The organism is Olsenella massiliensis (genome assembly GCF_001457795.1).
Taxonomy (GTDB): Bacteria; Actinomycetota; Coriobacteriia; order Coriobacteriales; family Atopobiaceae; genus Olsenella_F; species Olsenella_F massiliensis.
In genome coordinates, this window is sequence record NZ_LN898210.1 from 137,193 (window position 1) to 159,852 (window position 22,660).

The 22,660-nt window shown below is 68.6% G+C and carries 21 protein-coding genes and 1 tRNA gene; 12 read left to right on the forward strand and 10 right to left on the reverse strand.

Features of this window, described 5'->3' with window-relative positions; all coding sequences use genetic code 11:
- Positions 1-88 precede the first annotated feature (88 nt).
- From arcA to BN3001_RS02770, 3 genes are all read left to right on the forward strand, one after another.
- Positions 89-1,339 carry an arginine deiminase gene (gene arcA / locus BN3001_RS02760; protein ID WP_058270289.1) on the forward strand — a complete coding sequence of 417 codons (1,251 nt, stop codon included), beginning with the start codon at positions 89-91 and terminating at the stop codon, positions 1,337-1,339.
- A gap of 101 nt (positions 1,340-1,440) precedes the next feature.
- Entirely contained in the window at positions 1,441-2,436 is a 996-nt protein-coding gene (gene argF / locus BN3001_RS02765; protein WP_058270290.1) for an ornithine carbamoyltransferase, read from the forward strand.
- A gap of 797 nt (positions 2,437-3,233) precedes the next feature.
- On the forward strand, positions 3,234-4,829 hold the full coding sequence (locus BN3001_RS02770; protein ID WP_058270291.1) for a YfcC family protein: 1,596 nt from the start codon (positions 3,234-3,236) through the stop codon (positions 4,827-4,829).
- Positions 4,830-4,977: 148 nt separating this feature from the next.
- Here BN3001_RS02770 and trpS read toward each other — a convergent pair whose 3' ends face one another.
- Positions 4,978-6,027: a tryptophan--tRNA ligase gene (gene trpS / locus BN3001_RS02775; RefSeq protein WP_058270292.1), complete on the reverse strand. Its 1,050-nt coding sequence runs from the start codon at positions 6,025-6,027 to the stop codon at positions 4,978-4,980.
- 58 nt (positions 6,028-6,085) lie between these two features.
- Positions 6,086-6,814, reverse strand: coding sequence for a M48 family metallopeptidase (locus BN3001_RS02780; protein ID WP_058270293.1), 729 nt, complete (start codon positions 6,812-6,814; stop codon positions 6,086-6,088).
- Positions 6,815-6,905: 91 nt separating this feature from the next.
- Between BN3001_RS02780 and BN3001_RS02785 the strand changes: the two genes are divergently transcribed.
- The gene (locus BN3001_RS02785; RefSeq protein WP_058270294.1) at positions 6,906-7,502 is read left to right on the forward strand and encodes a 5-formyltetrahydrofolate cyclo-ligase; all 597 of its coding nucleotides are present in this window, start codon (positions 6,906-6,908) and stop codon (positions 7,500-7,502) included.
- Between the two features lie 42 nt (positions 7,503-7,544).
- On the opposite strand, the gene BN3001_RS02790 is transcribed toward BN3001_RS02785, so the two are convergent.
- The 8 genes from BN3001_RS02790 to BN3001_RS02825 form a co-directional block, all read right to left on the reverse strand.
- Positions 7,545-8,528 (reverse strand): type II 3-dehydroquinate dehydratase, encoded by a 984-nt coding sequence (locus tag BN3001_RS02790; protein WP_058270295.1) that lies wholly within the window; start codon positions 8,526-8,528, stop codon positions 7,545-7,547.
- Positions 8,529-8,654: 126 nt separating this feature from the next.
- A complete protein-coding gene (locus BN3001_RS02795; protein WP_058270296.1) occupies positions 8,655-9,509 on the reverse strand; it encodes a shikimate kinase in 855 nt (284 codons plus the stop codon).
- The gene (locus tag BN3001_RS02800; RefSeq protein ID WP_082629939.1) at positions 9,463-9,981 is read right to left on the reverse strand and encodes a chorismate synthase; all 519 of its coding nucleotides are present in this window, start codon (positions 9,979-9,981) and stop codon (positions 9,463-9,465) included. Before BN3001_RS02800 ends, BN3001_RS02795 begins: the two co-directional genes overlap by 47 nt.
- 2 nt (positions 9,982-9,983) lie before the next feature.
- Positions 9,984-11,294: a 3-phosphoshikimate 1-carboxyvinyltransferase gene (gene aroA / locus BN3001_RS02805; RefSeq protein WP_058270297.1), complete on the reverse strand. Its 1,311-nt coding sequence runs from the start codon at positions 11,292-11,294 to the stop codon at positions 9,984-9,986.
- Positions 11,295-11,299: 5 nt separating this feature from the next.
- Positions 11,300-12,388, reverse strand: coding sequence for a 3-dehydroquinate synthase (gene aroB / locus BN3001_RS02810; protein ID WP_058270298.1), 1,089 nt, complete (start codon positions 12,386-12,388; stop codon positions 11,300-11,302).
- Positions 12,385-13,287 carry a prephenate dehydrogenase gene (locus BN3001_RS02815; protein WP_082629940.1) on the reverse strand — a complete coding sequence of 301 codons (903 nt, stop codon included), beginning with the start codon at positions 13,285-13,287 and terminating at the stop codon, positions 12,385-12,387. The genes aroB and BN3001_RS02815 overlap by 4 nt, the downstream gene beginning before the upstream one ends.
- A 2-nt stretch (positions 13,288-13,289) precedes the next feature.
- The gene (aroF, locus tag BN3001_RS02820; RefSeq protein WP_058270532.1) at positions 13,290-14,312 is read right to left on the reverse strand and encodes a 3-deoxy-7-phosphoheptulonate synthase; all 1,023 of its coding nucleotides are present in this window, start codon (positions 14,310-14,312) and stop codon (positions 13,290-13,292) included.
- A 91-nt stretch (positions 14,313-14,403) separates the two neighbouring features.
- Positions 14,404-14,480 (reverse strand) — tRNA-Arg (locus BN3001_RS02825).
- A 99-nt stretch (positions 14,481-14,579) separates the two neighbouring features.
- Here BN3001_RS02825 and acnA point away from each other — a divergent pair.
- From acnA to mreD, 8 genes are all read left to right on the forward strand, one after another.
- A complete protein-coding gene (acnA, locus tag BN3001_RS02830; RefSeq protein WP_082629941.1) occupies positions 14,580-17,270 on the forward strand; it encodes an aconitate hydratase AcnA in 2,691 nt (896 codons plus the stop codon).
- Positions 17,271-17,304: 34 nt separating this feature from the next.
- A complete protein-coding gene (locus BN3001_RS08315; RefSeq protein WP_156410032.1) occupies positions 17,305-17,457 on the forward strand; it encodes a zinc-ribbon domain-containing protein in 153 nt (50 codons plus the stop codon).
- Positions 17,458-17,564: 107 nt separating this feature from the next.
- Positions 17,565-17,897 carry a hypothetical protein gene (locus tag BN3001_RS02835; protein ID WP_058270299.1) on the forward strand — a complete coding sequence of 111 codons (333 nt, stop codon included), beginning with the start codon at positions 17,565-17,567 and terminating at the stop codon, positions 17,895-17,897.
- A 122-nt stretch (positions 17,898-18,019) separates the two neighbouring features.
- On the forward strand, positions 18,020-18,559 hold the full coding sequence (locus tag BN3001_RS02840) for a peptidylprolyl isomerase (protein WP_058270300.1): 540 nt from the start codon (positions 18,020-18,022) through the stop codon (positions 18,557-18,559).
- A gap of 38 nt (positions 18,560-18,597) precedes the next feature.
- Positions 18,598-19,962, forward strand: coding sequence for a tetratricopeptide repeat protein (locus BN3001_RS02845; RefSeq protein WP_058270301.1), 1,365 nt, complete (start codon positions 18,598-18,600; stop codon positions 19,960-19,962).
- A 43-nt stretch (positions 19,963-20,005) separates the two neighbouring features.
- Positions 20,006-21,052: a rod shape-determining protein gene (gene mreB / locus BN3001_RS02850; protein WP_058270302.1), complete on the forward strand. Its 1,047-nt coding sequence runs from the start codon at positions 20,006-20,008 to the stop codon at positions 21,050-21,052.
- A gap of 33 nt (positions 21,053-21,085) precedes the next feature.
- Positions 21,086-22,060 (forward strand): rod shape-determining protein MreC, encoded by a 975-nt coding sequence (gene mreC / locus BN3001_RS02855; protein ID WP_235815021.1) that lies wholly within the window; start codon positions 21,086-21,088, stop codon positions 22,058-22,060.
- A 36-nt stretch (positions 22,061-22,096) separates the two neighbouring features.
- On the forward strand, positions 22,097-22,654 hold the full coding sequence (gene mreD / locus BN3001_RS02860; RefSeq protein WP_058270304.1) for a rod shape-determining protein MreD: 558 nt from the start codon (positions 22,097-22,099) through the stop codon (positions 22,652-22,654).
- The last annotated feature ends 6 nt before the right edge of the window (positions 22,655-22,660 follow it).

Genomic DNA, 22,660 nt, shown 5'->3' on the forward strand with positions numbered 1-22,660 from the left:
CCTGCGGTTTGCCAGCGTGTGACAGGCCCGGCCGCGGGAGCCAACCGCCATCGCGTCGCCACGGCGGCGCAGTCGAGTAGGAGGAAGCATGGCTAACGGTCTGTATGTCCACAGCGAGATCGGACCCCTTCAGAAGGTCCTTCTCCATCGTCCCGGCGAGGAGCTCTTGAACCTCCCCCCCGACGAGCTTGGTCGCCTGCTCTTTGACGATGTGCCGTTCCTCGAGGTCGCCCAGCAGGAGCACGACAAGTTCGCCGAGATCCTTCGCGGCGAGGGCGTCGAGGTCCTGTATCTCGAGAAGCTCGTCGCCGAGGCCCTTGACGCCGCAGGCAGCCGCGAGGAGTTCACCAACCAGTGGCTCGACGAGTCCGGCCTGCGCGGCAGGCACACCCGTGCCGTCGTGAAGGAGTTCATGGACTCGATCACGGACACCCAGACCTTCGTCGAGAAGTGCATCGCCGGCATCCGCAAGAACGAGATCGACCTGCCCACGCACTCCTCGAACCTCCTCGCCGACCTCGTGGGCTACGACCAGGACAGCGAGTCCGACCTGCTCATCGACCCCATGCCCAACGCCTACTTCACGCGTGACCCCTTCGCGATCGTGGGCAAGGGCGTCAACCTCAACCACATGTTCTCCGTCACGCGCAACCGCGAGACGCTCTTTGGCAAGTACATCTTCCGCGATCACCCCGAGTACAACGACGCTCCCCTCTGGTACCGTCGTGACTCCGCCTACCACACCGAGGGTGGCGACGTCCTCAACATCAACGCCACCACGCTCGCCATCGGCATCTCGCAGCGTACGCAGGCCGCGGCCATCGACGCGCTCGCCCAGCACATGTTCTGGGAGAAGGGCGACGAGTGCGAGATCGAGAACATCTACGCCTTCAACATCCCGGTCTCCCGCGCCTTCATGCACCTCGACACCGTCTTCACCCAGATCGACGTGGACAAGTTCACCATCCATCCGGGCATCATGGGCACGCTGCAGGTCTTCAAGCTCACCAAGGGCGCGACCGAGGGCGAGATCAAGATCGAGGAGATGAACGACACCCTCGAGCACGTCCTCGCCAAGGCCATGGGCATCGACTCCGTCCAGCTCATCAAGTGCGGCGGCGGCGACCCCGTCGCGGCCGCCCGCGAGCAGTGGAACGACGGCTCCAACACCCTCGCCGTCGCCCCGGGCAAGATTTGCGTGTACCAGCGCAACACCGTCACCAACGACGTCCTGTACAAGGAGGGCCTGGACCTTCTCGTCATGCCCTCCGCCGAGCTCTCCCGCGGTCGTGGCGGCCCCCGCTGCATGAGCATGCCCTTCGCTCGTGAGGACATCTAAGCGTCACAGCGCGTGATGATCTATCCAGGGGCGGCTCTGCTGCCCCTGGCGCACGTACAGATAGGCTGCCGTACGACGGCATGACGAAAGGATCTGCATCAATGGGCGTAAACCTGCGCGGACGTCACTTCCTCAAGCTTCTTGACTTCACCACCGAGGAGATCGAGTATCTCCTTGACCTCTCCGCCGACCTCAAGCGCATGAAGAGGGCCGGCATCCCTCACCGCTACCTCGAGGGCAAGAACGTCGCCATCATCTTCGAGAAGACCTCCACGCGCACGCGCTGCTCGTTTGAGGTCGGCGCCTACGACCTGGGCATGGGCGTGACCTACCTTGACCCCACCGGCTCGCAGATGGGCCACAAGGAGTCCATCGCCGACACCGCCCGCGTCCTCGGCCGCATGTATGACGGCATCGAGTACCGCGGCTTCGAGCAGGAGAAGGTCGAGGAGCTGGCCCACTACGCCGGCGTGCCCGTGTGGAACGGCCTCACCAACGAGTTCCACCCCACGCAGATGCTCGCTGACATCCTGACCTTCAAGGAGAACTTCAACAACGACATCAAGGGTCGCACCCTGGTCTTCATGGGCGACTCCGCCAACAACGTGGCCAACTCCCTCATGGTCGTCTGCGCCAAGCTCGGCGTGAACTTCGTCGCCTGCGCCCCGGAGGGCTACTTCCCCGCCGACGAGCTCGTCGCCACCTGCCGCGAGATCGCCGAGAGGAACGGCTCCACCATCAAGCTGACCTCTGACGTCAAGGAGGGCGTGACGGGCGCCGACTGCATCTACACCGACATCTGGGTCTCCATGGGCATGCCCGACGAGTTCTACAAGGAGCGCATCCCCCTCATGGAGCCCTATCGCGTCACCTCCGAGGTCATGGCCCAGGCCAACCCCGGCTGCATCTTCCTGCACTGCCTGCCCTCCTTCCATGACACCAACACCACGAAGGGTGCCGAGGTGGCCGAGAAGTTCGGCATCACCGAGATGGAGGTCACCAACGAGGTCTTCGAGTCGCCTGCCTCCAAGGTCTTCGACGAGGCCGAGAACCGCATGCACACGATCAAGGCGGTCATGTACGCGACCCTGAAGTAGCATCCCTCGCAAGCGTTCTGGCAATCCGGGCCCCCCGCGCCGTGCCACGGGGGGCCCTTTGCCCACAGGGGCAAAATGTGGCCAGCCGCCTTGGATCGACAGCCCTCGCGCGAGGATTTTACATGGAGAGGGTATGTAGCAAAGCGCAAAGGGGCCATCCGTAAGGATGTCCAATACATATGCATAAATAGCGTATGAAACTCACTAGAAATTTCCCTTCGTGACAGTGCGGCGGCGAGGGGCAGAGAACCTCGCACACGCAGGGGGACGTCCCTGTCAATGACGTCGCGCCACGCTGGCTCACGGTGCGGCCTGAGCGGTCGGGCGACCCCGCAAGGCGCGTTGTGCCCTGCCCGCCAGGGTCGCGCCGCTCATCGCCCGTCACAAGGCGGGCGAATGCCCTTCGGGGGATGTTCTCGCTTGCCACGGGACTCTCCAGGCCTTTCTGTCTCACGGCGTACGAATGAGCGCCGCGCCCTTGCCGGGCGCGGCGAGGCGGCCCGTCCGCCCTCGCCGCCCGTCTCACCTTGCTGTCGAGCGCGCTTGCGGAGTATGATGTCCACGGCTCGTCCCTCCGTCTTTCGGCGTGCGTCCACAGCTGCGCCCACGGTTACGTCCCTTGGGGGTTCCGTTCGCCGGTATATTGGATAACGCTCACGGAGTAATCATTCCCTCGATTGCTTGCTTAGGTACATTTAAGGAGAGGATGAGTTTTTTGTTTGTAGGTATTATTCGTTCGTAGGTAGTTGTGGCCATAAGGCCAAACGGGCGCGCAAGCGCCAGGAAGGAGTTGCGCCATGACAGAAGAAGCGCAGCCAAAGAAGAAGAGGGGAATGATCAGCTCCTTCTCCATCATCTTCATTCTTCTCGCCATCGTCGCCGTCATCACGATCTGCCTCAACGGCCAGACGTACATGCTCGACGGGGTGGAGAAGACCGTCACGGGCGCCACGCTCGGTGACTTCCTCATGGCACCTGCCAGGGGGTTCGTCGATGCCGTTGACGTCTGCCTCTTCGTTATCGTGCTCGGCGGCTTCCTGGGCATCGTCAACAAGACGAACGCCCTCAACACCGGCATCAAGGCCCTCGTCAAGAAGATGGGCGGCAACGAGCTCGTGCTGATTCCCATCCTCATGATCCTGTTCGCGGTCCTGGGCTCCACCTACGGCTTCTGCGAGGAGACCGTGGGCTTCTACGCCCTGCTCGCCGCCACGATGATGGCGGCCGGCTACGATGCCCTCACCGGCGCGATGATGATTCTGCTCGGCGCCGGCGTCGGCTGCCTGGGCTCCACGGTCAACCCCTTCGCGACCGGCATCGCCTCCTCCGCCCTCACCTCGCTGGGCATCGAGGTCAACCAGGCCGTCATCATCGGCCTCGGCATCGTCCTGCTCATCGCGACCTATCTCGTCGCCGTGTTCTTCACCATCCAGTACGCCAAGCGCGTCAAGGCCGACCCCTCCCGCACGCTCATGAGCGCCGGCGAGCTCGAGGCCGCCAACGCCGAGTACGGCATCAAGCATGAGGAGGGCTCGGACGTGGCCCTCACCGGTCGCCAGAAGGGCGTCCTCGTCATCTTCGCCCTCGCGTTCCTCGTCATGATCATCGGCTTCGTGCCCTGGGAGGACCTCGGCGTCAACGCCTTCGTCTCCGATGCCGCCTCGCACGAGGAGACCATCGAGGTCACCGCTGCGGACATCATCGACCAGTATGACGGCGACAGCCTCGGCGCCCTCGAGCTTCCCGAGACCACGGCCGGCACGCTCACGTCCGACGTCACCGACAACGCCGGCTGGTCCTCGTTCCTGACGGGCACCCCGCTCGGCCAGTGGTACTTCGCCGAGTCCACCACCTGGTTCCTCCTCCTCGCCATCATCATCGGCATCGTGGGAGGCCTCTCCGAGAAGGAGATCGTTGACGAGTTCATGGCCGGCTCGGGCGACATGATGTCCGTCGTCCTCATCATCGCCGTCTCCCGTGGCGTCTCCGTCCTCATGAGCAGCACGGGCCTCTCCAACTTCTTCCTCACCTGGGCCGCGGGCGCCCTGGCCGGAACCTCGGGAGTCCTGTTCACCATCGGCTCCTACGTGCTCTACTTCTTCCTGTCCTTCCTCATCCCCTCGACGTCCGGCATGGCGACCGTCTCCATGCCCATCATGGGACCCCTTGCCCAGGAGCTTGGCTTTAACCCCGCCGTCATGGTCATGATCTTCTCGGCCGCCTCCGGCGCCGTCAACCTGATCACGCCCACGAGCGGCGCCATCATGGGCGGTCTCGCCCTGGCCCGCGTCGAGTACGGCACCTGGGTCAAGTTTGCGGCCAAGATCGTCGGCTGCGTGGCCGTCGTCTCCATGGTGATCCTCGCCATCGCCATGATGGCCATCCCCGCCTAAGGCGTAGGCCCTCATAGCACGCAAAGGGGAGGGCGCCCATGTGGGCGCCCTTCTTTCGCATGTTCGCATGTTCGCATCTGACGCTCGTCTGACGCTCGTCCGTCTCGCCCGCCGCCGGCGCTTGCGCCTCGCCGTCAGGGCGGCGGCGTCAGTACACCATGCCCATGGCCTCGCGGACCTCGCCGAGCGTCCGGTCGGCGATGGCGTTGGCGCGACGGTTGCCGTCGCGCAGCACGTCCTTCACGAGGTCGAGGTCGTCCTCATAACGACGCCTCCTCTCGCGTATGGGCGCGAGATAGTCGTTGACGACCTGGGTGACGTAGCGCTTGAGCTGGCCCGCCCCGCCCATGCCGATCTCCTCGGCGATCTCTTCGGGCTTGCGGCCCGTGCAGAGGGACGCCGTCGTGAGCAGCGCCGAGACGCCGGGGCGACCTTCGGGGTCAAAGCTGATGTTGCGCTCGGAGTCGGTCCTGGACTTCTTGATGAGCTTGGCCGTCTCGGCCTCGCTCATGCTCAGCGCGATGGCGTTGCCGTAGCTCTTGCTCATCTTGCGGCCGTCAAGGCCGGGAATGAGGGGCGTTGCGGTCAGAAGCCCCGTGACGTCGGGAAACACCCTGCCGTAGCGCTCGTTGAAACGCCGGGCGATCTTGGACGTGATCTCGATGTGGGGCAGCTGGTCGCGGCCCACGGGCACGATGTTGCCCTTGCAGAAGAGGATGTCACAGGCCTGGTGGACGGGGTAGGTCAGCAAAAGGCCGGTGAGCGCATGGCCCGAGGCGGCCTGCTCGGCCTTGACGGTGGGGTTGCGTTCCATCTCGGCCTCGGTGACGAGCGAGAGAAATGGCAGCATGAGCTGGTTGGCCGCCGGAACGGCGGAATGCGTGAAGATCATGGTCCTGCGGGGGTCGATGCCGCAGGCAAGGTAGTCCATGACCATGCCGTACACGTTGTCGGCGATGTTGTCGGTGCTGTCACGGTCGGTGATCACCTGGTAGTCGGCGATGATCACGTTGGTGCTGACGCCCAGGTCCTGCAGGCGCACGCGCTCCTTGATCGTCCCGAAGTAATGTCCCAGATGAAGCCTGCCGGTGGGGCGGTCGCCCGTCAGCATGCGATAGGCCCCGGGATTGGTGAGCAGGTCTCGTTGAATCTGGTCTGAGCGCTTGAGCGCCGCCTCGTAGCTGCCCTCGTTTGGCATGGATGCTCCTTATGCGTGTGATGGTCCCTGGTATGGTACGGCAAAGCCGCCGGACGGGCTAGCGCAGGGGAGGATTTGCGTCAAGATGGGCCTGCCCCGCCTGCCAGCCTGGCTCAAAGCGGTCCATGAGCGCCCAGAAGCGGGGGCCGTGGCTGGGCTCCAGCAGATGACAGAGCTCATGGGCGCAGACGCAGGCCAGGGAGGCCACAGGCATGAAGCAGAGCTCCGTTGCGAGGGTGATGTCACCCGTCCGCACGTTGCAGGAGCCCCAGCGGCTTCTCATGCGACGGATGCGCAGCGCATGGGGGGTGACGCCCATGCGAGGGGCGAGGTCGGCCATGAGGCGCGTCGCCTCGTCGCGCAGCAGCCGACGGGCGAGGGGCTGGCAGGCGTCCTTGAGCTCCTCGGGCGTCAGGTCATGCGGGGTGACGACGACGAGCTCGTCGCGGCATATCCGAGCGGACCTGCGCGCGCCCTCGACCTGCCGCGCGCGCAGCCTGAGGGGGCGTCCCGCCAGCGTGAGCGCGCCCCCGTCGCGCCAGCGCGCTTCCTCCCGGCGGCGCCGGCCCCTCAGGAGGTCCTGGCGCTGCTCTATCCACGGGCGTCGTTCGCGCACCAGACGCTCGAGTTGACCATCACTGACGTGGGGAGGGGCGCTCATGCGCACGCTGCCGTCGGGGCGCACGCGCAGGTTGACGCGGCGTACCCCGCCCCGGTGCAGCTCGACGGCAAGGCCGTCCACCGTGATCGTCGTCAGCGGACGAGCGTCATGCGCGCGTAATGACACGTCTTTGCCTCCAATGGCCGGTCTCTGTCAGGTCGAACGCAAGGGACGTTGCGCTATTGTATATGGAGTGTGTCGGCGAAGGGAGACCGGGATGGCAAGCTCCACGGGGGAGGACGCCAGCAAGAGTGCGCTCAGGGAGGGGTACGCGGAGGCTCAGCGGCGGCTGACCCCCGCGCATCGCCGTCGCGTTGACGGCGAGATCCTCCGTCATCTCGAGGCCCTTCCCGCCTACCGTGACGCCACGGCCGTCCTCGGGTACTACCCCTATCGTGACGAGATTGACGTCACGCCCGTCCTGCGCAGGGCCCTTGACAAAGGCCGCACGGTGGCGCTGCCCCGCTGCGTCGGCGGTGACGTGTCCCTTCAGTTCGTGGTCGTCGGCTCGTTTGACGACCTCGCCGCCGGCGCGCGCGGCGTCCTGGAGCCGACGCGGGGCGAGCCCCTTGACCCCACGCTCGTTGCCGGGTCCGTCTGCCTCGTTCCCGGCCTCGTCTTTGACGCGCGAGGCTACCGCGTGGGCTACGGCGCGGGTTACTACGACAACTTCCTCGCGCGCTTCACGGGTACGAAGGTCGGTCTCGTGCGAACGCTTCAGGTCAGCGGGGCGCCGCTGCCCATTGACGAGCATGACGTGGCCGTGGACCTGCTCGTGAGCGACGCGGCCGTCTGGGGCTGCCGTCCGGCCTAGGCCCTCAGGCCAGCCCGCGGCGCGCGGCCGCCTTGGCGCACGCTAGGCCTCCCCCTGACGCCGCAGGTGGCTCGCCAGGTCCCTCATCGCCTTGGCGTACCCCTGTATGCCCATGCCCATGACCGTCTCGAGACAGGCCTTGCGCACGTAGGACACCTGCCTGAACTCCTCCCGGGCGTCGAGCTTGGAGATGTGCACCTCGATGGTGGGAATGCCCACCGCCCTCAGGGCGTCGAGCAGGGCGATGGACGTGTGCGTGTAGGCGCCGGGGTTGAGGATGATGCCCGCGTAGGTGCCGTAGGCGTCCTGGATTGCGTCCACGAGGTCGCCCTCGTGGTTGGACTGGTAGCAGACGCAGTCCTCAAATCCCAGGTCGGCCGCCGTGCGCCTGCACAGGTCGAGCAGCGTGGCAAAGTCCTGCGACCCGTAGATGCCCGGCTCTCGTATGCCCAGCATGTTGATGTTGGGGCCGTTGACGACGAGCAGCCTGCCAAGGCTGCGGCCCGCCCCGCCCTGCGCGCCGAGCGCCGTCGGGGCCTCGTCGGGGGCGCCCAGGCTCCCGTCCGCCGGCTCGGCGGCGTCTTTCTCGCTGCGCCGGAGCAGGCGCGCGAGTTCCATCACCTCGTCGCCGCCCGCACCGGCGGGGGCGGCGGACTCATAGGCAGGGCTCGTCCCCGCCGCGGCGGGGGTCTCGCCGCCGCGCAGGACCTGGACGTTCAGGCGTTGTGCGGGCTCCGGGGGACGCTGCGTGGCGTCCCTCGTGCTGTAGGGGTCCACGCCCAGCAGGCGACAGAGCGCATGGTGGACGGCCTCGACCTTGTTGGGGCCAAAGACGACCTCGATGCCGTTGGCGCCGCGGCCGACGACGCCCAGGACGCCGGGGATGGACACGAGCCCCTCGCGGTCGATGAGGGAGGGGTCGGCGACGGCAAGGCGCAGGCGCGTCATGCAGAGCATGTTGGACACAAGGTTATGGGGGCCGCCGATGTGCTCGAGGACATCGGTCGCCATGTCTTCAGTGGTCATGTGTAAGACTCCGGAGCCGCCGTGACAGGTTGATATGGAAACAAGTATAGGGCGCGCCGCCGCAGAGGGGCCCGGTGGGGGCGAGCGGCGCGACGGGCGATTGCCCGGACGCCTCTGGACGAAACCCTAGAGGCCCAGCAGCCTGCGCAGCGCACGCGCGTCGGAGCCGGCGGATCCCGTGCAGTCCAGCGTGACGTCCGCCCAGGACGCGTAGAGCCTGCTCCGCTCGCGCTCGAGCCGCTCGAGCCCGCATGCCTGGGAGAGGGGCCTGCCGGCAAGGGAGAGCTGCGAGAGGGGCCGCCTGAGGAGCACGATGGTGCCGTTCTGGTGCAAAAGCGGGTAGTTCTCAGGTCGCGTCACGATGCCGCCGCCGCAGGCGACGACAAGGCCCGAGCGCCTGCCGTGCTCGGCGGCGACCTTTGTCTCCGCGCGACGGAAGGCGTCCTCCCCGTGGCGGGAGAGAAGCTCCCGGGCGCTCATGCCGCACTGGAGGTCCACAGCGTCGTCAAGGTCGACGAAGGGTCGTCCCACCAGGCGGGCCAGGGCCCTGCCGGCGCTCGTCTTGCCCACGCCGGGCATCCCGATGAGAAGGACGTTGGCGGTCGTGCGCTCGAGCCAGGCGAGGGTGTCGGCGATGACCTCATCGCCGACGGCGCGACCGAGGAACAGCTCGGCGGACAGGGCGGCCTGGGCCACGAGCATGGCGAGCCCCGACTCCGCGGGAACGTGAGCGCGCTCGGCGGCGAGGCAGATGCCGGTGCGCAGGGGGTTGTACACGACGTCGAGCACCCCTTTAAGCCCGGTCAGGGACTCGATCTGTCCCTCGGCCAAGGGCGAGGCCGGACAGGCGGGAAACATGCCCACGGGCGTCGTGTTGACGACGAGGCGGGCGGCCGCCGGGCGCCCCGGCAAGGCCTTGCACCCCTGCTTTTTTTCAACACCCCCCTTGGCGCCGCCCCCTCGCCGCCCCCCGTTTGGCATGGATGCTCCTTATGCTGGTGTGGGTCCCTGTATGGTACGGCAAAGCCGCCGGGCCGGGCGCGACGCATAGCGGCGCCGTCAGGCGCCCGGAGAAGTGCCCGCCGCCCAGGACGTCCTGGTTGCCGTGCCACTTGGCCCAGGCCGTGAGGTCGGCGTGACCGGGGCGGGGGAGGCGGCGCAGCTCGTCGTAGTCGCGGGAGCGCGTGTCGGCGTTCTCGATCACGAAGGCCAGCGGCGCCCCGCACGTCGCGCCTCGCTCGTTGAGGCCGGCGACGAAGCGCGGGCGGTCGGCCTCCCTGCGCGGCGTGGCCCAGGGACCCTGGCCGGGGGCCCGGCGCGCCATGAAGCGCGCGAGCCTTCCCTGGTCGATGACGAGGCCGGAGGGCAGCCCCTCGACGACGCCGCCGATGGCGGGCGAATGGGACTGGCCAAAGACGCTGACGCTGAGGGTCGTGCCAAAAGAAGAGGGCATGGCTACTCCTTGCAGTTCTCGGCGATGCCCCCAAGCTCGCGGAAGTCATCGAAGAAGCCGGGATAGGACTTGGCGACGCACTCGGCGCCGCGGATGGTCGTGGGGCCCTGCGCGTAGGCGGCCGCGACGGCGGCCATCATGGCGATGCGATGGTCGTTCGCGGCGTCGACGACGCCGCCGGCGAGTGCGGGGACGCCCCGGACGGTGATGCTGTCGCGTCCGGCCGTGACGTCGGCGCCCATCGCGGCGAGCGCCGCGCGGATGGATGCGATGCGGTCCGACTCCTTGAGGCGCAGGCGTGCCGCACCGCTCAGACGGGAGGTCCCGCTCGCGCAGGCGCACTGCGCGGCGATGGGGGCGGCGAGGTCGGGGATGTCGGCGACGTCCACGTCGAGGGCGCGCAGGGTGCCGCCGCGGACGGTGAGCGCCCCTCGTGCCCGCGACGCGTGCGCGCCCATCGCGGCGGCGACATCGACGATGGCACGGTCCCCCTGCCTGCTGGCGGGCGTGAGGCCCCTGACGGTGACGCCGCCTCTCCCCAGCGCCCCGGCGGCGACCCAGAAGCCGGCGCAGGACCAGTCGCCCTCGACGGAAAGCTCGCCGGGCGAGACGGGACTGGCGGCGGGGGAGGGCCTCAGGACGAGGCGCCCCTCCCCCCCGTCCTTGACGTCCTCTTCGACCACGTCGATGCCGAAGGCCCTCAGGGCCTCGATGGTCATGTGCAGGTACGACAGCGACTCCACGGGCCTGCGCACGGCGATGACGAGGGGGTCGTCCATGACTGCCGATGCGAGCAGCAGACCCGACACGAACTGCGAGGACACGTCGCCGGGAAGCTCGAAGCGCCCCCCACGCAGACGGCCCCGCACGGTCAGGGGCAGCTCGCCTTGGGGTCCCAGCCGCACCCCATGCTCCGTGAGCTGCTCGTACAGGGGCGAGAGGGGACGTTGTGCCAGCCTGCCGCGACCGACGAGCGAGCCGGACGTGCCCAGGGCGGCGAGCACGGGGAGCATGAAGCGCAGGGTGGAGCCCGACTCCCCGCAGTCGAGCACGGCGCGCGCGCGGACGACGGGGGCGCCCTCGCGGCGCCGGACGGGTTGCACGACGAACCCCCGCCGCGTGCGCGCGACGCGGGCGCCGAGGGCCTCGAGGCAGCGGACCGTGGCGTCGATGTCCTCTGAGCTCGTCGAGCAGCGCAGGTCGCAGGGGGCGTCCGCGAACGCGGCGAGCAGCAGGAGCCGGTGGGCCATCGACTTGGAGGCGATGGCGTCGAGCGAGCCCGAGAGGGGATGGGGGCAGATGCGCACGTCCATCGGCGTCAGACCCCGCAGCCCAGGTCGATGAGCTCGGCAAGCTCGTCAAGGCGCACGGTGCGCACCTCGACCTGGCCGATCTTGCGAGGCACCACGATGTTCAGCGTCTGGCCGTGGCGCTTCTTGTCCCGCGCGGCAAAGTCCACGAGCGCGCGGTGGTCGGCGTCGGTGTCCGTGGGCAGCCCCAGGGAGGCGACGAGGGCCTCGATGCGACGGGGGACCTCGGCGTCGCACCAGCCGCGCGCCGCCGCCGCCCGGGCCATGGCGCACAGGCCCACGGCCACCGAGGAGCCGTGGCCCAGCCCAAAGGAGCTCGCCGCCTCGACGGCATGGCCGATCGTGTGGCCCAGGTTGAGGGTCTGCCTGGCGCCGTGCTCTCGCTCGTCCCCCTTGATCACGTCGCGCTTCGTCCTGACGTTGCGCGCCACGACCCACGAGAGGAGCTCATGGTCGGGCACGTCGAGGTCGAGAGGCGTGGTCTCCAGGCGCTCGAAGAGCTCCCGGTCGCGCAGGACGCCGTACTTGACGACCTCGCCCAGCGAGTCCCTGAGCAGCTCGGGCGTGAGGGTGTCCAGGCAGTCCATGTCGGCGACGACCGCCGCGGGCTGCCAGAAGCTCCCGGCGAGATTCTTGCCCGCAGACAGGTCCACGGCGCACTTCCCGCCCACCGAGGAGTCGACCATGGCCAGCAGCGAGGTGGGCACCTGGACGTAGTCGATGCCGCGCAGGTACAGAGAGGCCGCGAGCCCCGCCATGTCGCCCGTGACGCCCCCGCCGACGGCGACGACGACGTCGTCGCGGGAGAGCCCTCCGGCGGCGAGCCCCTCAAGCAGGATGGCCAGGGTGCCCATGGTCTTGGAGGCCTCGCCCGCCTCGAAGACGCTCAACGTGGCGGCAAGGTCCGCGTCCACGAGCGAGCGGGCGACGGCGTCAGCAAAGAGCGGGGCCACGTTGGAGTCCGAGATGACCTGCGCCCGCGTCGCGCGGGGGCAGGCGTCCCTGACGATGCCGCCGACCTCATCGATCAGGCCTTCTCCCACATGCACCAGGTAGTCCCTCGACGTCGTCGTGACCGTGATTGTCGTCTCGCTCATCGTCCCTCGATCTCCCTCTTCAGGCGGTCGCCCTCGACAAGCAGGCGCTCGAGCCTCTCGCCGTCCCGCGCATCGATGGCGTCCTTGTACTGTCGCAGGTTGTCGATGAGCGTGCCGATCTCGCGCGAGAGGTTGTCGGCGTCATCGAGGAAGAGCTCGCGCCACATGGGCGCGTTGAGGCGGGCCACCCGGGTGAGGTCGCGGTACGACCCCGCCGAGAAGCCGGCGTGCAGTCGGGCGGACGGGCTCTTGACGTAGGCGTTCGAGACCACGTGGGCCAGCTGGGAGGTGAAGGCGACCACCTCGTCGTGACGCTCCGCGGTGGTGACGGTGAAGCGCCCGAAGCCGCAGGGGGCCAGCAGGCGCTCGACGCGGTCGAGAAGGTCGAGGCGCTCCACGTCGTCCATGCCCGCGGGGGGCACCATGACCATGGGGGCGCCCCTGAACAGGGTCGCGCGCGAGTGCGCGTAGCCCGAGAACTGCGTTCCCGCCATGGGATGGCATCCCACGAAGTGCCAGTCGTGGCGCGCGGCCATCGGGAGGCAGGCGTCGCAGACGGCCCGCTTGACCCCCACCGTGTCGATGACGACGGCGCCCGGCGCCACGAGCGTCTGCCTGCGTCGCAGCCAGTCAACGCTCACCCGGGGGTAGCCCGCCAGGATGATGAGCTCGCAGCTGCGGACCAGCTCGTCGGTGAGCCTGCCGTCCACGACGTCCACCATCGCGAGCTCGAGCGTGGCGTCGCTGCGGTCCCACGCGTACACCTCGCGTCCCGCCGCGTGCAGGGCGCGGGCAAAGGACCCGCCTATGAGACCAAGGCACACCACGCCCACGCGCCCGGGGACGAAGCCCTTCCCGAGCTCGTCGCGCGCCGCTCGCGCCTCGTCGTCCTGCGCCATGCCTAGCCCTCCTCGTCCGCCCTGACGGCCTCCCTGACGAGCGCGATGCGCCGCATGGCATCGGCGAACTGTCGAGGCGTCAACGCCTGGGCGCCGTCCGACCAGGCCTCGCTGGGATGGTCATGGACCTCGACCTCGAGTCCGTCGGCACCTGCCGCCACGGCCGCGTAGGCGATGGGGCGCACGTAGCGGGCGTGTCCCGTGGCATGGCTGGGGTCGCCGATGACGGGAAGGTGGGAGAGGCGGTGGAGGACGGGTATCGCGTTGACGTCAAAGGTGTTCCTCGTACGCGTCTCGAAGGTGCGGATTCCTCGCTCGCAGAGCATGACGTTGGGGTTGCCCTCGCTCATGACGTACTCCGCCGCCATGAGCAGCTCGTCGATCATGAGGCCCGACCCGCGCTTGAGCAGGACGGGCACCTTCGTCTTTCCCACCTCCCTGAGCAGGGCGAAGTTCTGGGAGTTGCGCGCGCCCACCTGCATGACGTCCACGCCCTTGTCGAGGAAGGTCTGGACGTCGCGGGGGTCCATGACCTCGCTGACCACCGGGAGGTCGAGCTCGCCGGCGACCTCCATGAGAAGGTCGAGGCCCCGCTCGCCCATGCCCTGGTACGAGTAGGGGCTCGTGCGCGGCTTGTAGGCGCCTCCCCGCAGCAGCCCGGCGCCTGCCGCCTTGACGGCGCGCGCGATGGCCCTGAGGCCCTCGCCCTCGACGGAGCAGGGGCCGGCGATCACCTGGAAGCTGCCGCCCCCGACCAGGACGCCGTGGCCGCAGTCTATGACGGTGTCCGCGGGATGGAACTTGCGGTTTGCCTTCTTGAAGGGCTCGGAGACGCGGCGCACCTGGTCAACGATGTCCAGCGACTCGAGGAGGAGGGGGTCGATCTGCGTGGTGTCGCCGATGATGCCCACGATGGTCTCGCTGGCGCCCTGCGACACGTTGGTCTTGAAGCCGCGCCTCTCGATCCACGAGACGAAGTGGTCGAGCTGGTCCTGCGTGGCGGTCTCGTTGATGATGGCGATCATGTGCGGCATCCGCCCCCTCGTCGGCGCCGACGGCGCCGGTCCATATGAATGGGCCGGCCGCGCCTGATGCGCGGCCGGCCACAGACATGTCTGGTGACCCCAGTGGGGTTCGAACCCACGACCTTTCGCTCCGGAGGCGAACGCTCTGATCCACTGAGCTATGGGGCCATGCGAGAAGAGATTATAGCGAATGTGGCCCGCGCGGGTGCGTGTTGCGTGATAATCATGGCGCAGAAGACGACAATTCACATTGTTACGGGAGCCGCCATGCCATCCATCGTTGAGTCCCTCAGCGCCGAGACCTTCAGCACGGCCGTCATCGACGCACGCAGGCCCAAGACCCTCGAGGCGGGCGGCGTCCGTCGTCGCTACGTCGACGTGAGCGCGATCCCGGGGGCCGACAGGCTTCCCCGTGCCCTCGTCATCCTGCTTGAGAACTGCGTGCGCCGCGCCCGCACGGACGACGACGCGGTGCGCTTCGCCCGTCGCGTCGTCGAGGCGGGCCTCGCCGGCTCCCAGGGCGAGGAGATCGAGTTCATGCCCGCCCGCGTGCTCTTTCAGGACTTCACCGGCGTCCCCGTCTTCGTTGACGTAGCCGCCATGCGCGACGCGATGGTCGCCCGCGGCGGTGACCCCTCCCGCGTGAACCCGCGCATTCCCTGCACGCTCGTGGTGGACCACTCCGTCGTCGCCGACTGTGCCGGCGAGCCGGACGCGGCCGAGCGCAACGAGGCGCTCGAGGCCGAGCGCAACGCGGAGCGCTTCGCCTTCCTCAAGTGGGCGAGTACGGCCTTTCAGAACGTCGACATCGTCCCTCCCGCAGGTGGCATCTGCCATCAGCTCAACATAGAGCGCTTCTGCACCGTCGTCGGGACCGACGCCCTGGCCGCCGGCGAGCTTGCCTGCTTTGACACCCTGGTGGGCACGGACTCCCACACCCCCACGGCCAACGGCCTCGGCGTCCTGGGCTGGGGGGTCGGCGGCATCGAGGCGGAGGCCGCCGCCCTGGGCCAGCCCATCTCCCTGCTCGTTCCGCCCGTGGTCGAGCTCAGGCTCGTCGGCGCCCTGGGTGACGGCGTCTCGGGCATGGACCTCGCCCTCACGGTCGCCAAGCTGCTGCGAGACGCCAAGGTCGTCGGGGCGCTCGTCGAGGTCACGGGGGAGGGGGTCGGCGCCCTCACGCCCACGCAGCGCGCCTGCGTCGCCAACATGACGCCCGAATACGGCTGCACGACCACGCTCTTCCCCGTGGACGAGGCGGCCCTCGACTACCTCAGACTCACGGGCCGGCCGGCCGGCGACGTCGACTTCGCAAAGGCCTACCTGCGCGCCGAGGGGGTCTTCGGCACCCGGCGGGGCCGTCGCTACGCCCGCACCCTAAAGCTCGACCTCGCCCGGGTCACGACCTCCCTCGCCGGCCCCTCGCGCCCCCACGCCCTCGTCACGCCCGCCGGGCTCAGGGAGCGATTCCGCCGCGCGGCGGAGGAGCATGGCAACGGCGACCTGACGGCCCGCTTTGACGTCACGGTGGGGGGGACGACCCACTCGCTGGGCCACGGGACGCTCGCCCTGGCGGCCATCACCAGCTGCACCACGGCGACCGACCCCGCCATGATGGTCGCGGCGGGACTTCTCGCCCGGCGCGCCGTACGTCGGGGCCTGAGTCCCAAGCCCTGGGTCAAGCGCATCTTCGCACCGGGAAGCCGCGCCACGGAGCTCACCCTCGCCCGCGCCGGGCTTACGGAGCCCCTCTTCAGGCTCGGGTTCTTCACCTGCGGCTTTGGCTGCATGAGCTGCATCGGCAACTCGGGCGAGATCGACGCGGGCCTCAAGGCGCAGGCGAGCCGCATGGAGCTCACGAGCGTCCTGTCGGGCAACCGCAACTTTGACGGGCGCATCTCGCCCGACGTCGCCCAGAACTACCTGTGCCAGCCGGCCCTCGTGGTCGCCTACGCCCTGGCGGGGACGCTCGACATCGACCTGTCACGAGAGCCCGTCGGCATCGCCTCGGACGGACGGCCCGTCATGCTGCGCGAGCTCATGCCCACGAGCGAGGAGCTGTCTCGGGTGCTCTCGGAGGTCCTCTCGCCCGACCTCTATCGCGAGGGGACCCGAGGCCTCTTCGAGGGCTCCGAGGCCTGGCGACGGATCAAGGTGCCCGAGGGCAGCACCTTCGCGTGGGACGAGGCGTCAACCTACATTCGCCGCGCGCCCTACTTCGAGCTTGCCAGGCCCGCCGACGTGGTGACGATCGAGGGCGCGCGCATCCTGGCGCTGCTGGGCGACTTCGTGACCACCGACCACATCTCGCCCGCGGGCACCATCGTGAAGGACGCCCCCGCAGCGGCCTACCTGCGCGAGCACGGCGTGGCGGAGCGGGACTTCAACAGCTACGGGAGCCGGCGGGGCAATCATGACGTAATGGTGCGAGGCACCTTCGCCAATGTCCGCCTCGAGAACGCGCTGGCCGACGGTCGCAGGGGCTGGTGGACCACCGACCAGCTCGACGGGCGGGTAAAGCCCATCTTCGACGCCGCCGAGCACTATCGCTCCCGGGGGGTTGCCTCCGTGGTCGTGGCCGGCAGGATGTACGGCTCGGGGTCCAGCCGCGACTGGGCGGCGAAGGGACCCCTGCTTTTGGGCGTGCGCGCGGTCATCGCCGAGAGCTTCGAGCGCATACACCGCTCCAACCTCGTCCAGATGGGCATCGTGCCCCTCGAGTTCACGGACGGCCAGTCGGCGTCCTCGCTCGGCCTCAGGGGAGACGAGCTCATCGACGTCGGGCCCATCGATCTCTCTCGGCCGACGGGCGCGCCCGCGCGCTGTCGGGTCGTGGCGCGCGCCGGCGACGGTCGCGCGACGGCCTTTGAGTGCCGCGTCAGGATCGACACGCCCATGGAGGGCAGGTTCGTCGCGCGCGGCGGCATCCTCCCGTACGTGCTCGACCAGATGACGTAGCGGGCGTGCGCCCCTGCCACCAAGGAGAAGGAACGTGATTTGTCCAAACTGCGGCACCCATGTCTCTGACGACGCGCTGCGCTGTCCCGCGTGCCGTTGCGACCTGGGCAGGACGACGGCCCTGCCGCGCCCTCAGGGCGTCTGGTGCGCCCTCGCCGGCGCCTTCGTGCAGAGCGAGAACCTGTAGGCCATGGCGCGCAGGGGAGGCGCTGGCACTAATACACATCTAGATGGGTATAAGAGACAGGGTGCGCCCAGGGTCTGGGGGGCGCCAGCGGGCGCCTCTACGCGAGCGTGGCCGCCTCCGCCGACCGGGCGGCCCGCGACGAGGGCAAGGCCGCCGCCGACCAGCTGTCGCTTGACATCTCGAACTTGATCCTGTCCATCGCGGACATCGACGTCACGTCCGGCACCTACGCGGCCGACGCCCAGAACATGTCGACGCTGGGCAACTACCTTCGCAACAGGATGGACGCCCTCGACGCCTGCTGGCGTCGGGCCCTTGCGGTCGAGGACCCCGCGGCGCGCGCCGACGAGATAGCGAGCTACCTCTCGTCCTCGGTGGCGGCAAGCTGGAAGGGCCAGTTTGACCAGGCCTATGAAGCCATGGCGCCCCAGGCTCGCTAGCTGCGGGCGGGGCGCCCCGTCCTCTGCCGAATATGTGAACGGAGGGGATGCGCTGATAGAATATCGTGAGGAAATCATGTCTCCGCAGCCGGTCTGCGGCCGTCACGAGGGGGAATCTGCGCATGGGCCTTTTTGGCGATACGCTGCACACGCCCGGCTACGAGCTCAGCGGGCACGAGGTCGCCGTCTTTGACACGAGCCAGGGCACGATTCGCGTGAGCCTGGACGGCGCGGGCGCGCCCATCCATGTTGCCAACTTCTGCGAGCTTGCGAGCGCCGGCTTCTATGACGGGCTCAAGTTCCATCGCTACGTGCCTGGCTTCGTGATCCAGGGGGGCTGCCCCAACACGCGCGAGATGGACCCTGAGGACGTCGCCGCCGGCAAGGCGGGCCCCGACGGCCGACCCGGGACGGGCGGCCCCGGCTACTGCATCCACGAGGAGTACAGCACCAACCCTCGCAACAGCCACGTTGACGGCGCGCTCGCCATGGCGCGCTCCCAGCTGCCCAACTCGGCGGGCTCCCAGTTCTACTTCTGCCTGGGTCCCCAGCATGGCCTCGACGACGGCTATACCGTCTTTGGGACCACGAGCGAGGGGATGGATGTCATTGGCAGGCTTCGCGCCGGCGACGTCATCAACTCCATTAGAATAGAGGGCTAGGGACCTCTTGGCCCTGACGCCTAGTTTGGGAGGTTAGCGTGAATCAGCAGGCATTCGACGCAGGCAAGGCCGCGCTTCAGCGCGGCGACGTGCCTGAGGCAGTACGGCAGCTCAGCGCGGCGAAGGGCCCCGGCGAGGTGTCAGGCGCCGTGGACCATCAGCTGGGCAACTGCTTCATGAGGATGGGCCGCTACGCCGACGCCGCACGCTGCTACGCCGACGCCCTCCAGGACAGGTCCTACGGGCACGCCGGCGCGCTCGCGTGCAACCGCGGTCGCGCCCTGCTGGCCGCCAATCGTCCCCAGGAGGCGGTCGCATCCCTCACGATGGCCGTCAAGGACGAGGGCTACCCGACCCCCTACAAGGCCTACCTGGCCCTGGGCGACGCCTACAAGCGCCTGGGCAACGTCCGCGAGGCGGGCGTCGCCTATCGCAGCGCCGCCATCGACGAGAACAACCCCAACCCCTCCGCCGCCCTGCGCGAGTTGGGCGGGTCGTTCATGCAGATGGGCCGTGCCGTGGACGCGGTCGAGGCATATCGCACCGCGCTCGACTTCTCCCAGCCGCTCGGCGGGCAGAACGCCATCTATGGCGACCTCGGCCTGGCCTACGTGGCCGCCAACCGCATGAGCGAGGCCGTGGACGCCTTCGCCCACGCGACGGCCGACGGCAGCTACCAGCTGCGTCCCGAGGTCCAGGCCGCCTATGACGCCGCTCAGAAGGCCGTTCGCGCCATCCAGGGCGGCGGCCCCTCCGAGACGGACGCCTTCCTCGCCGCCGCCGGCTACGGCGCCGGCGTCGACCCCCTCGACCCCACGGGGGCCACGGGCGAGTTCATGCCCTCTCCCGAGGACACGGGCTTCTTCTCCGTCACCGAGGCGGAGCTCGTCGAGCAGGACCGGCACGACCGCAAGATCCGCCGCAAGCACAAGCACCGCGGCCTCAAGGCGTTCCTCATCCTGCTGCTTCTGCTCGTCCTCGTCGCGGGCGCCCTCGGCCTCGCCTTCTACCGGGGCTATGGCTGGCCCACGCAGGACAGCGTCGTCGAGAGCCTCTTCAGTGCCAACGCCTCGGGCGGCGACGTCACGCCGTATCTCGCCTCAGGCGTCTCGGGCGAGCAGCGCGCGCAGATTCAGACCCTGCTTCCCACGACCGTGTCCTCCGTCGGCGTCAGCGACGTGACTCGCTCCATGACGAGCTCGCAGCTGACCGCCACGGCAACGCTTCCCGCCGGCGGAGCCCAGCAGTACCATGTCACGCTCGTGCGTGACGGCATCGGCTGGAAGGTCTCCTCCGTCGAGGTCGCCTACGCCTCGCGGACCGAGGACTCGACCACCGTCTCCCCTGACTCGTCCGTCGGCACGTCCACCGGCACCATTCCGTCAACCACGACGTCGAACTAGGCCTGGCGGGCCCGCCGCCCGCCGATGCGATTGGATAGAACCAATGTCGATTCTCGACTCGCTCTTCGGTGAATATGACGGGGACCTTGCCATCGACCTCGGCACCGCCAACACGCTGGTGGCGGCCAGGGGTCAGGGCATCGTCCTCAACGAGCCCTCCGTCGTCGCCATCGACCAGAGCGCCGACCGCGTGCTCGCCGTCGGCGCCGACGCGAAGCGCATGATCGGCAGGACCCCCGGGTCGATCATCGCGGAGCGTCCCCTCAAGGACGGCGTCATCGCCGACTTTGACGTCACCGAGGTCATGCTGCGCTACTTCATCGAGAAGGCCCGCGGCACGCGGCGCTATCCCTGGTCGCCGCGGCCGCGCGTCGTCGTCTGCGTGCCCTCTGGCGTCACCTCCGTCGAGAAGCGCGCCGTCTTCGAGGCCACGATCTCCGCCGGCGCGCGTCAGGCCTACCTCATCGAGGAGCCCATGGCCGCCGCCATCGGCGCCGACCTCCCCATCGAGGACCCGACGGGCTCCATGGTCGTCGACATCGGCGGCGGCACGACCGAGGTGGCCGTCATCGCCATGGGCGGCATCGTCGTCTCCCAGTCCATCCGGACGGCCGGCGACGAGTTTGACCAGACCATCCTCGAGCACGTCCGTGATGCCTACAACCTCTCCATCGGAGAGCGCACCGCAGAGGACATCAAGATCAAGGTCGGCTCCGCCGCGCCGCTGGCCGAGGAGCTTGACGTCGAGGTCAACGGCCGTGACGTCCTCTCGGGCATGCCCAAGGCCGTCCGCATCGAGTCCGAGGAGATTCGCCGCGCCCTGGACAAGCCCCTTGACGCCGTCACGAAGGCCGTCAAGGACGCCTTGGATGTCACCCCGCCCGACCTGGCGAGCGACCTCATGTACTACGGCGTCCTGCTCACGGGCGGCGGCGGCCTCCTGAGGGGTCTTGACCAGCGCCTGCGAGACGAGACGGGCGTGCCCGTCAACGTGAGTCCCACCGCCCTCGAGAACGTCGTCAACGGCTGCGCCAAGGTCCTCGAGGCAAACGCCCTCGCCGGCGCCTTCGTGCAGAGCGAGAACCTGTAGGCCATGGCGCGCAGGGGAGGCGGGGGCCGGGGCATGCCCGACCTTCGCAGAAGCGACTCCGATTCGGGTGCGAGGCTCTTCGTGGTCCTGCTGGCCCTCTCGCTCGTCATGTTCACGATGAGCGCCCGCGAGAACGGCTCAGGCCCCTTCACGGCCGTCCGCGGCGGCTTCATGACCGTCACGACGCCCATCCGCTATGTGGGCTCGATGCTCACGGTGCCCTTCCAGGGGATCGGCAACGTGGTGGGCAACCTCACGGCGGGCCAGGAGACCCTCTCGGACCTCAGGGGTCAGAACGAGCGTCTTCAGGCCGAGAACGCGCGGCTCAGGGAGGAGGCCCAGGCGGCCGGGCGCCTCCAGGACCTCCTCAAGCTCCAGAGCAGCTACGACCTTCAATCGACGGCGGCGCGCATCATCGCGGCCTCCACGGACTCGTGGTCGCGCACCGTGGTCATCGACAAGGGAACCAGCTCGGGCTTTGCCGTGGGCATGCCCGTCACGGACTCGACCGGCGTCATAGGGCAGATCGTGGAGTGCGGCGCCACCTCCTCCACGGTGCGGCTTTTGGGTGACGAGAACTCGAGCGTGTCGGCGATGATCCAGTCGAGCCGCGCCCACGGCGTGCTCACGGGGTCGGCCGACGGGACGCTGCGCCTGACGCTCATCTCCGCCGACCAGAGCGTCTCGGTGGGCGACTCGGTCGTCACGAGCGGCCTGGGCGGCGTCTACCCCAAGGGGCTTCCCATCGGCAGGGTCCTGTCGGTCAACAAGAGCGAGGGCGACCTGTACTACAGCATCGTCGTCGAGCCCCTCTCGTCCACCGAGAGCTTTGAGGAGGTCCTGGTCATCACCTCGCTCACGGAGGGGCAGAAGGCGAGCGCCGACGACATCGCCGCGGCGGACGCGCAGGACGCGTCCGTCGTCAGCGAGGCCGCGCCGCCGGCCGACGAGACCGATGCGGGGCCCAAGGACGCCGCGGGCACGACGGCCGCGTCGTCGGCGACGTAGCGCCCCGCGGGCGACGAGAAGGAGGAGGGGGCAGACATGCAGGTACATGACACCAACAGGCATCGGCGCGACAGCTCCCTGCTCGCCCTCGCCTGCCTCGTGCTCCAGATAGCGCTCGCGCCCAACCTGGCCCTCGCCAACGGGCACATCAACTTCGCCCTCGTCTTCTGCGCCGTCATCTCGCTGACGGTCGGGGGCAGCTGGGGCGTCCTGTGCGGCTTTGTAGCGGGCCTCGTCTTTGACCTGTGCACCACCGGGCCGGTGGGCCTGATGGCCTTCCTGCTGACCGTCGCCTCGTTCGTCATGGGCATGGAGAGCAGGAATCGCCTGCAGGACGACTCGTCGGCCGCCATGATCCTGTTCTTCATCGTCTGTTTTGGCGTCTGTTTCGCCTACAACCTCGCCATGCTCCTCGTGGGCCAGGCGAGCTCCGTCGTGGACGTCCTCTTCCTGAGGAGCCTGCCCACCTTCCTGCTGACCTCGCTCACGTTTTTGCCCTTTGCCTACGTCCGCTCTCGCGGGTCCCTTCGTCTTCTGGGCCTCGGCGCGCAGGCGCGCAGGCACGGAGGCAGACGCGGCCTGAGAAAGCGCTAGGGTGAG

Excerpts from the sequence above, each read along its gene's own strand:
- argF (WP_058270290.1), top strand. The coding sequence starts at position 1,441 with ATGGGCGTAAACCTGCGCGGACGTCACTTCCTCAAGCTTCTTGACTTC.
- aroA (WP_058270297.1), bottom strand. The coding sequence starts at position 11,294 with ATGGACGTGCGCATCTGCCCCCATCCCCTCTCGGGCTCGCTCGACGCC.
- mreC (WP_235815021.1), top strand. The coding sequence starts at position 21,086 with ATGCCCGACCTTCGCAGAAGCGACTCCGATTCGGGTGCGAGGCTCTTC.
- mreB (WP_058270302.1), top strand. The coding sequence starts at position 20,006 with ATGTCGATTCTCGACTCGCTCTTCGGTGAATATGACGGGGACCTTGCC.
- arcA (WP_058270289.1), top strand. The coding sequence starts at position 89 with ATGGCTAACGGTCTGTATGTCCACAGCGAGATCGGACCCCTTCAGAAG.
- mreD (WP_058270304.1), top strand. The coding sequence starts at position 22,097 with ATGCAGGTACATGACACCAACAGGCATCGGCGCGACAGCTCCCTGCTC.
- BN3001_RS02770 (WP_058270291.1), top strand. The coding sequence starts at position 3,234 with ATGACAGAAGAAGCGCAGCCAAAGAAGAAGAGGGGAATGATCAGCTCC.
- aroB (WP_058270298.1), bottom strand. The coding sequence starts at position 12,388 with ATGAGCGAGACGACAATCACGGTCACGACGACGTCGAGGGACTACCTG.
- BN3001_RS02800 (WP_082629939.1), bottom strand. The coding sequence starts at position 9,981 with ATGCCCTCTTCTTTTGGCACGACCCTCAGCGTCAGCGTCTTTGGCCAG.
- BN3001_RS02790 (WP_058270295.1), bottom strand. The coding sequence starts at position 8,528 with ATGACCACTGAAGACATGGCGACCGATGTCCTCGAGCACATCGGCGGC.
- BN3001_RS02815 (WP_082629940.1), bottom strand. The coding sequence starts at position 13,287 with ATGGCGCAGGACGACGAGGCGCGAGCGGCGCGCGACGAGCTCGGGAAG.
- aroF (WP_058270532.1), bottom strand. The coding sequence starts at position 14,312 with ATGATCGCCATCATCAACGAGACCGCCACGCAGGACCAGCTCGACCAC.
- BN3001_RS02840 (WP_058270300.1), top strand. The coding sequence starts at position 18,020 with ATGGGCCTTTTTGGCGATACGCTGCACACGCCCGGCTACGAGCTCAGC.
- acnA (WP_082629941.1), top strand. The coding sequence starts at position 14,580 with ATGCCATCCATCGTTGAGTCCCTCAGCGCCGAGACCTTCAGCACGGCC.
- BN3001_RS02785 (WP_058270294.1), top strand. The coding sequence starts at position 6,906 with ATGGCAAGCTCCACGGGGGAGGACGCCAGCAAGAGTGCGCTCAGGGAG.
- BN3001_RS02795 (WP_058270296.1), bottom strand. The coding sequence starts at position 9,509 with ATGCCAAACGGGGGGCGGCGAGGGGGCGGCGCCAAGGGGGGTGTTGAA.
- trpS (WP_058270292.1), bottom strand. The coding sequence starts at position 6,027 with ATGCCAAACGAGGGCAGCTACGAGGCGGCGCTCAAGCGCTCAGACCAG.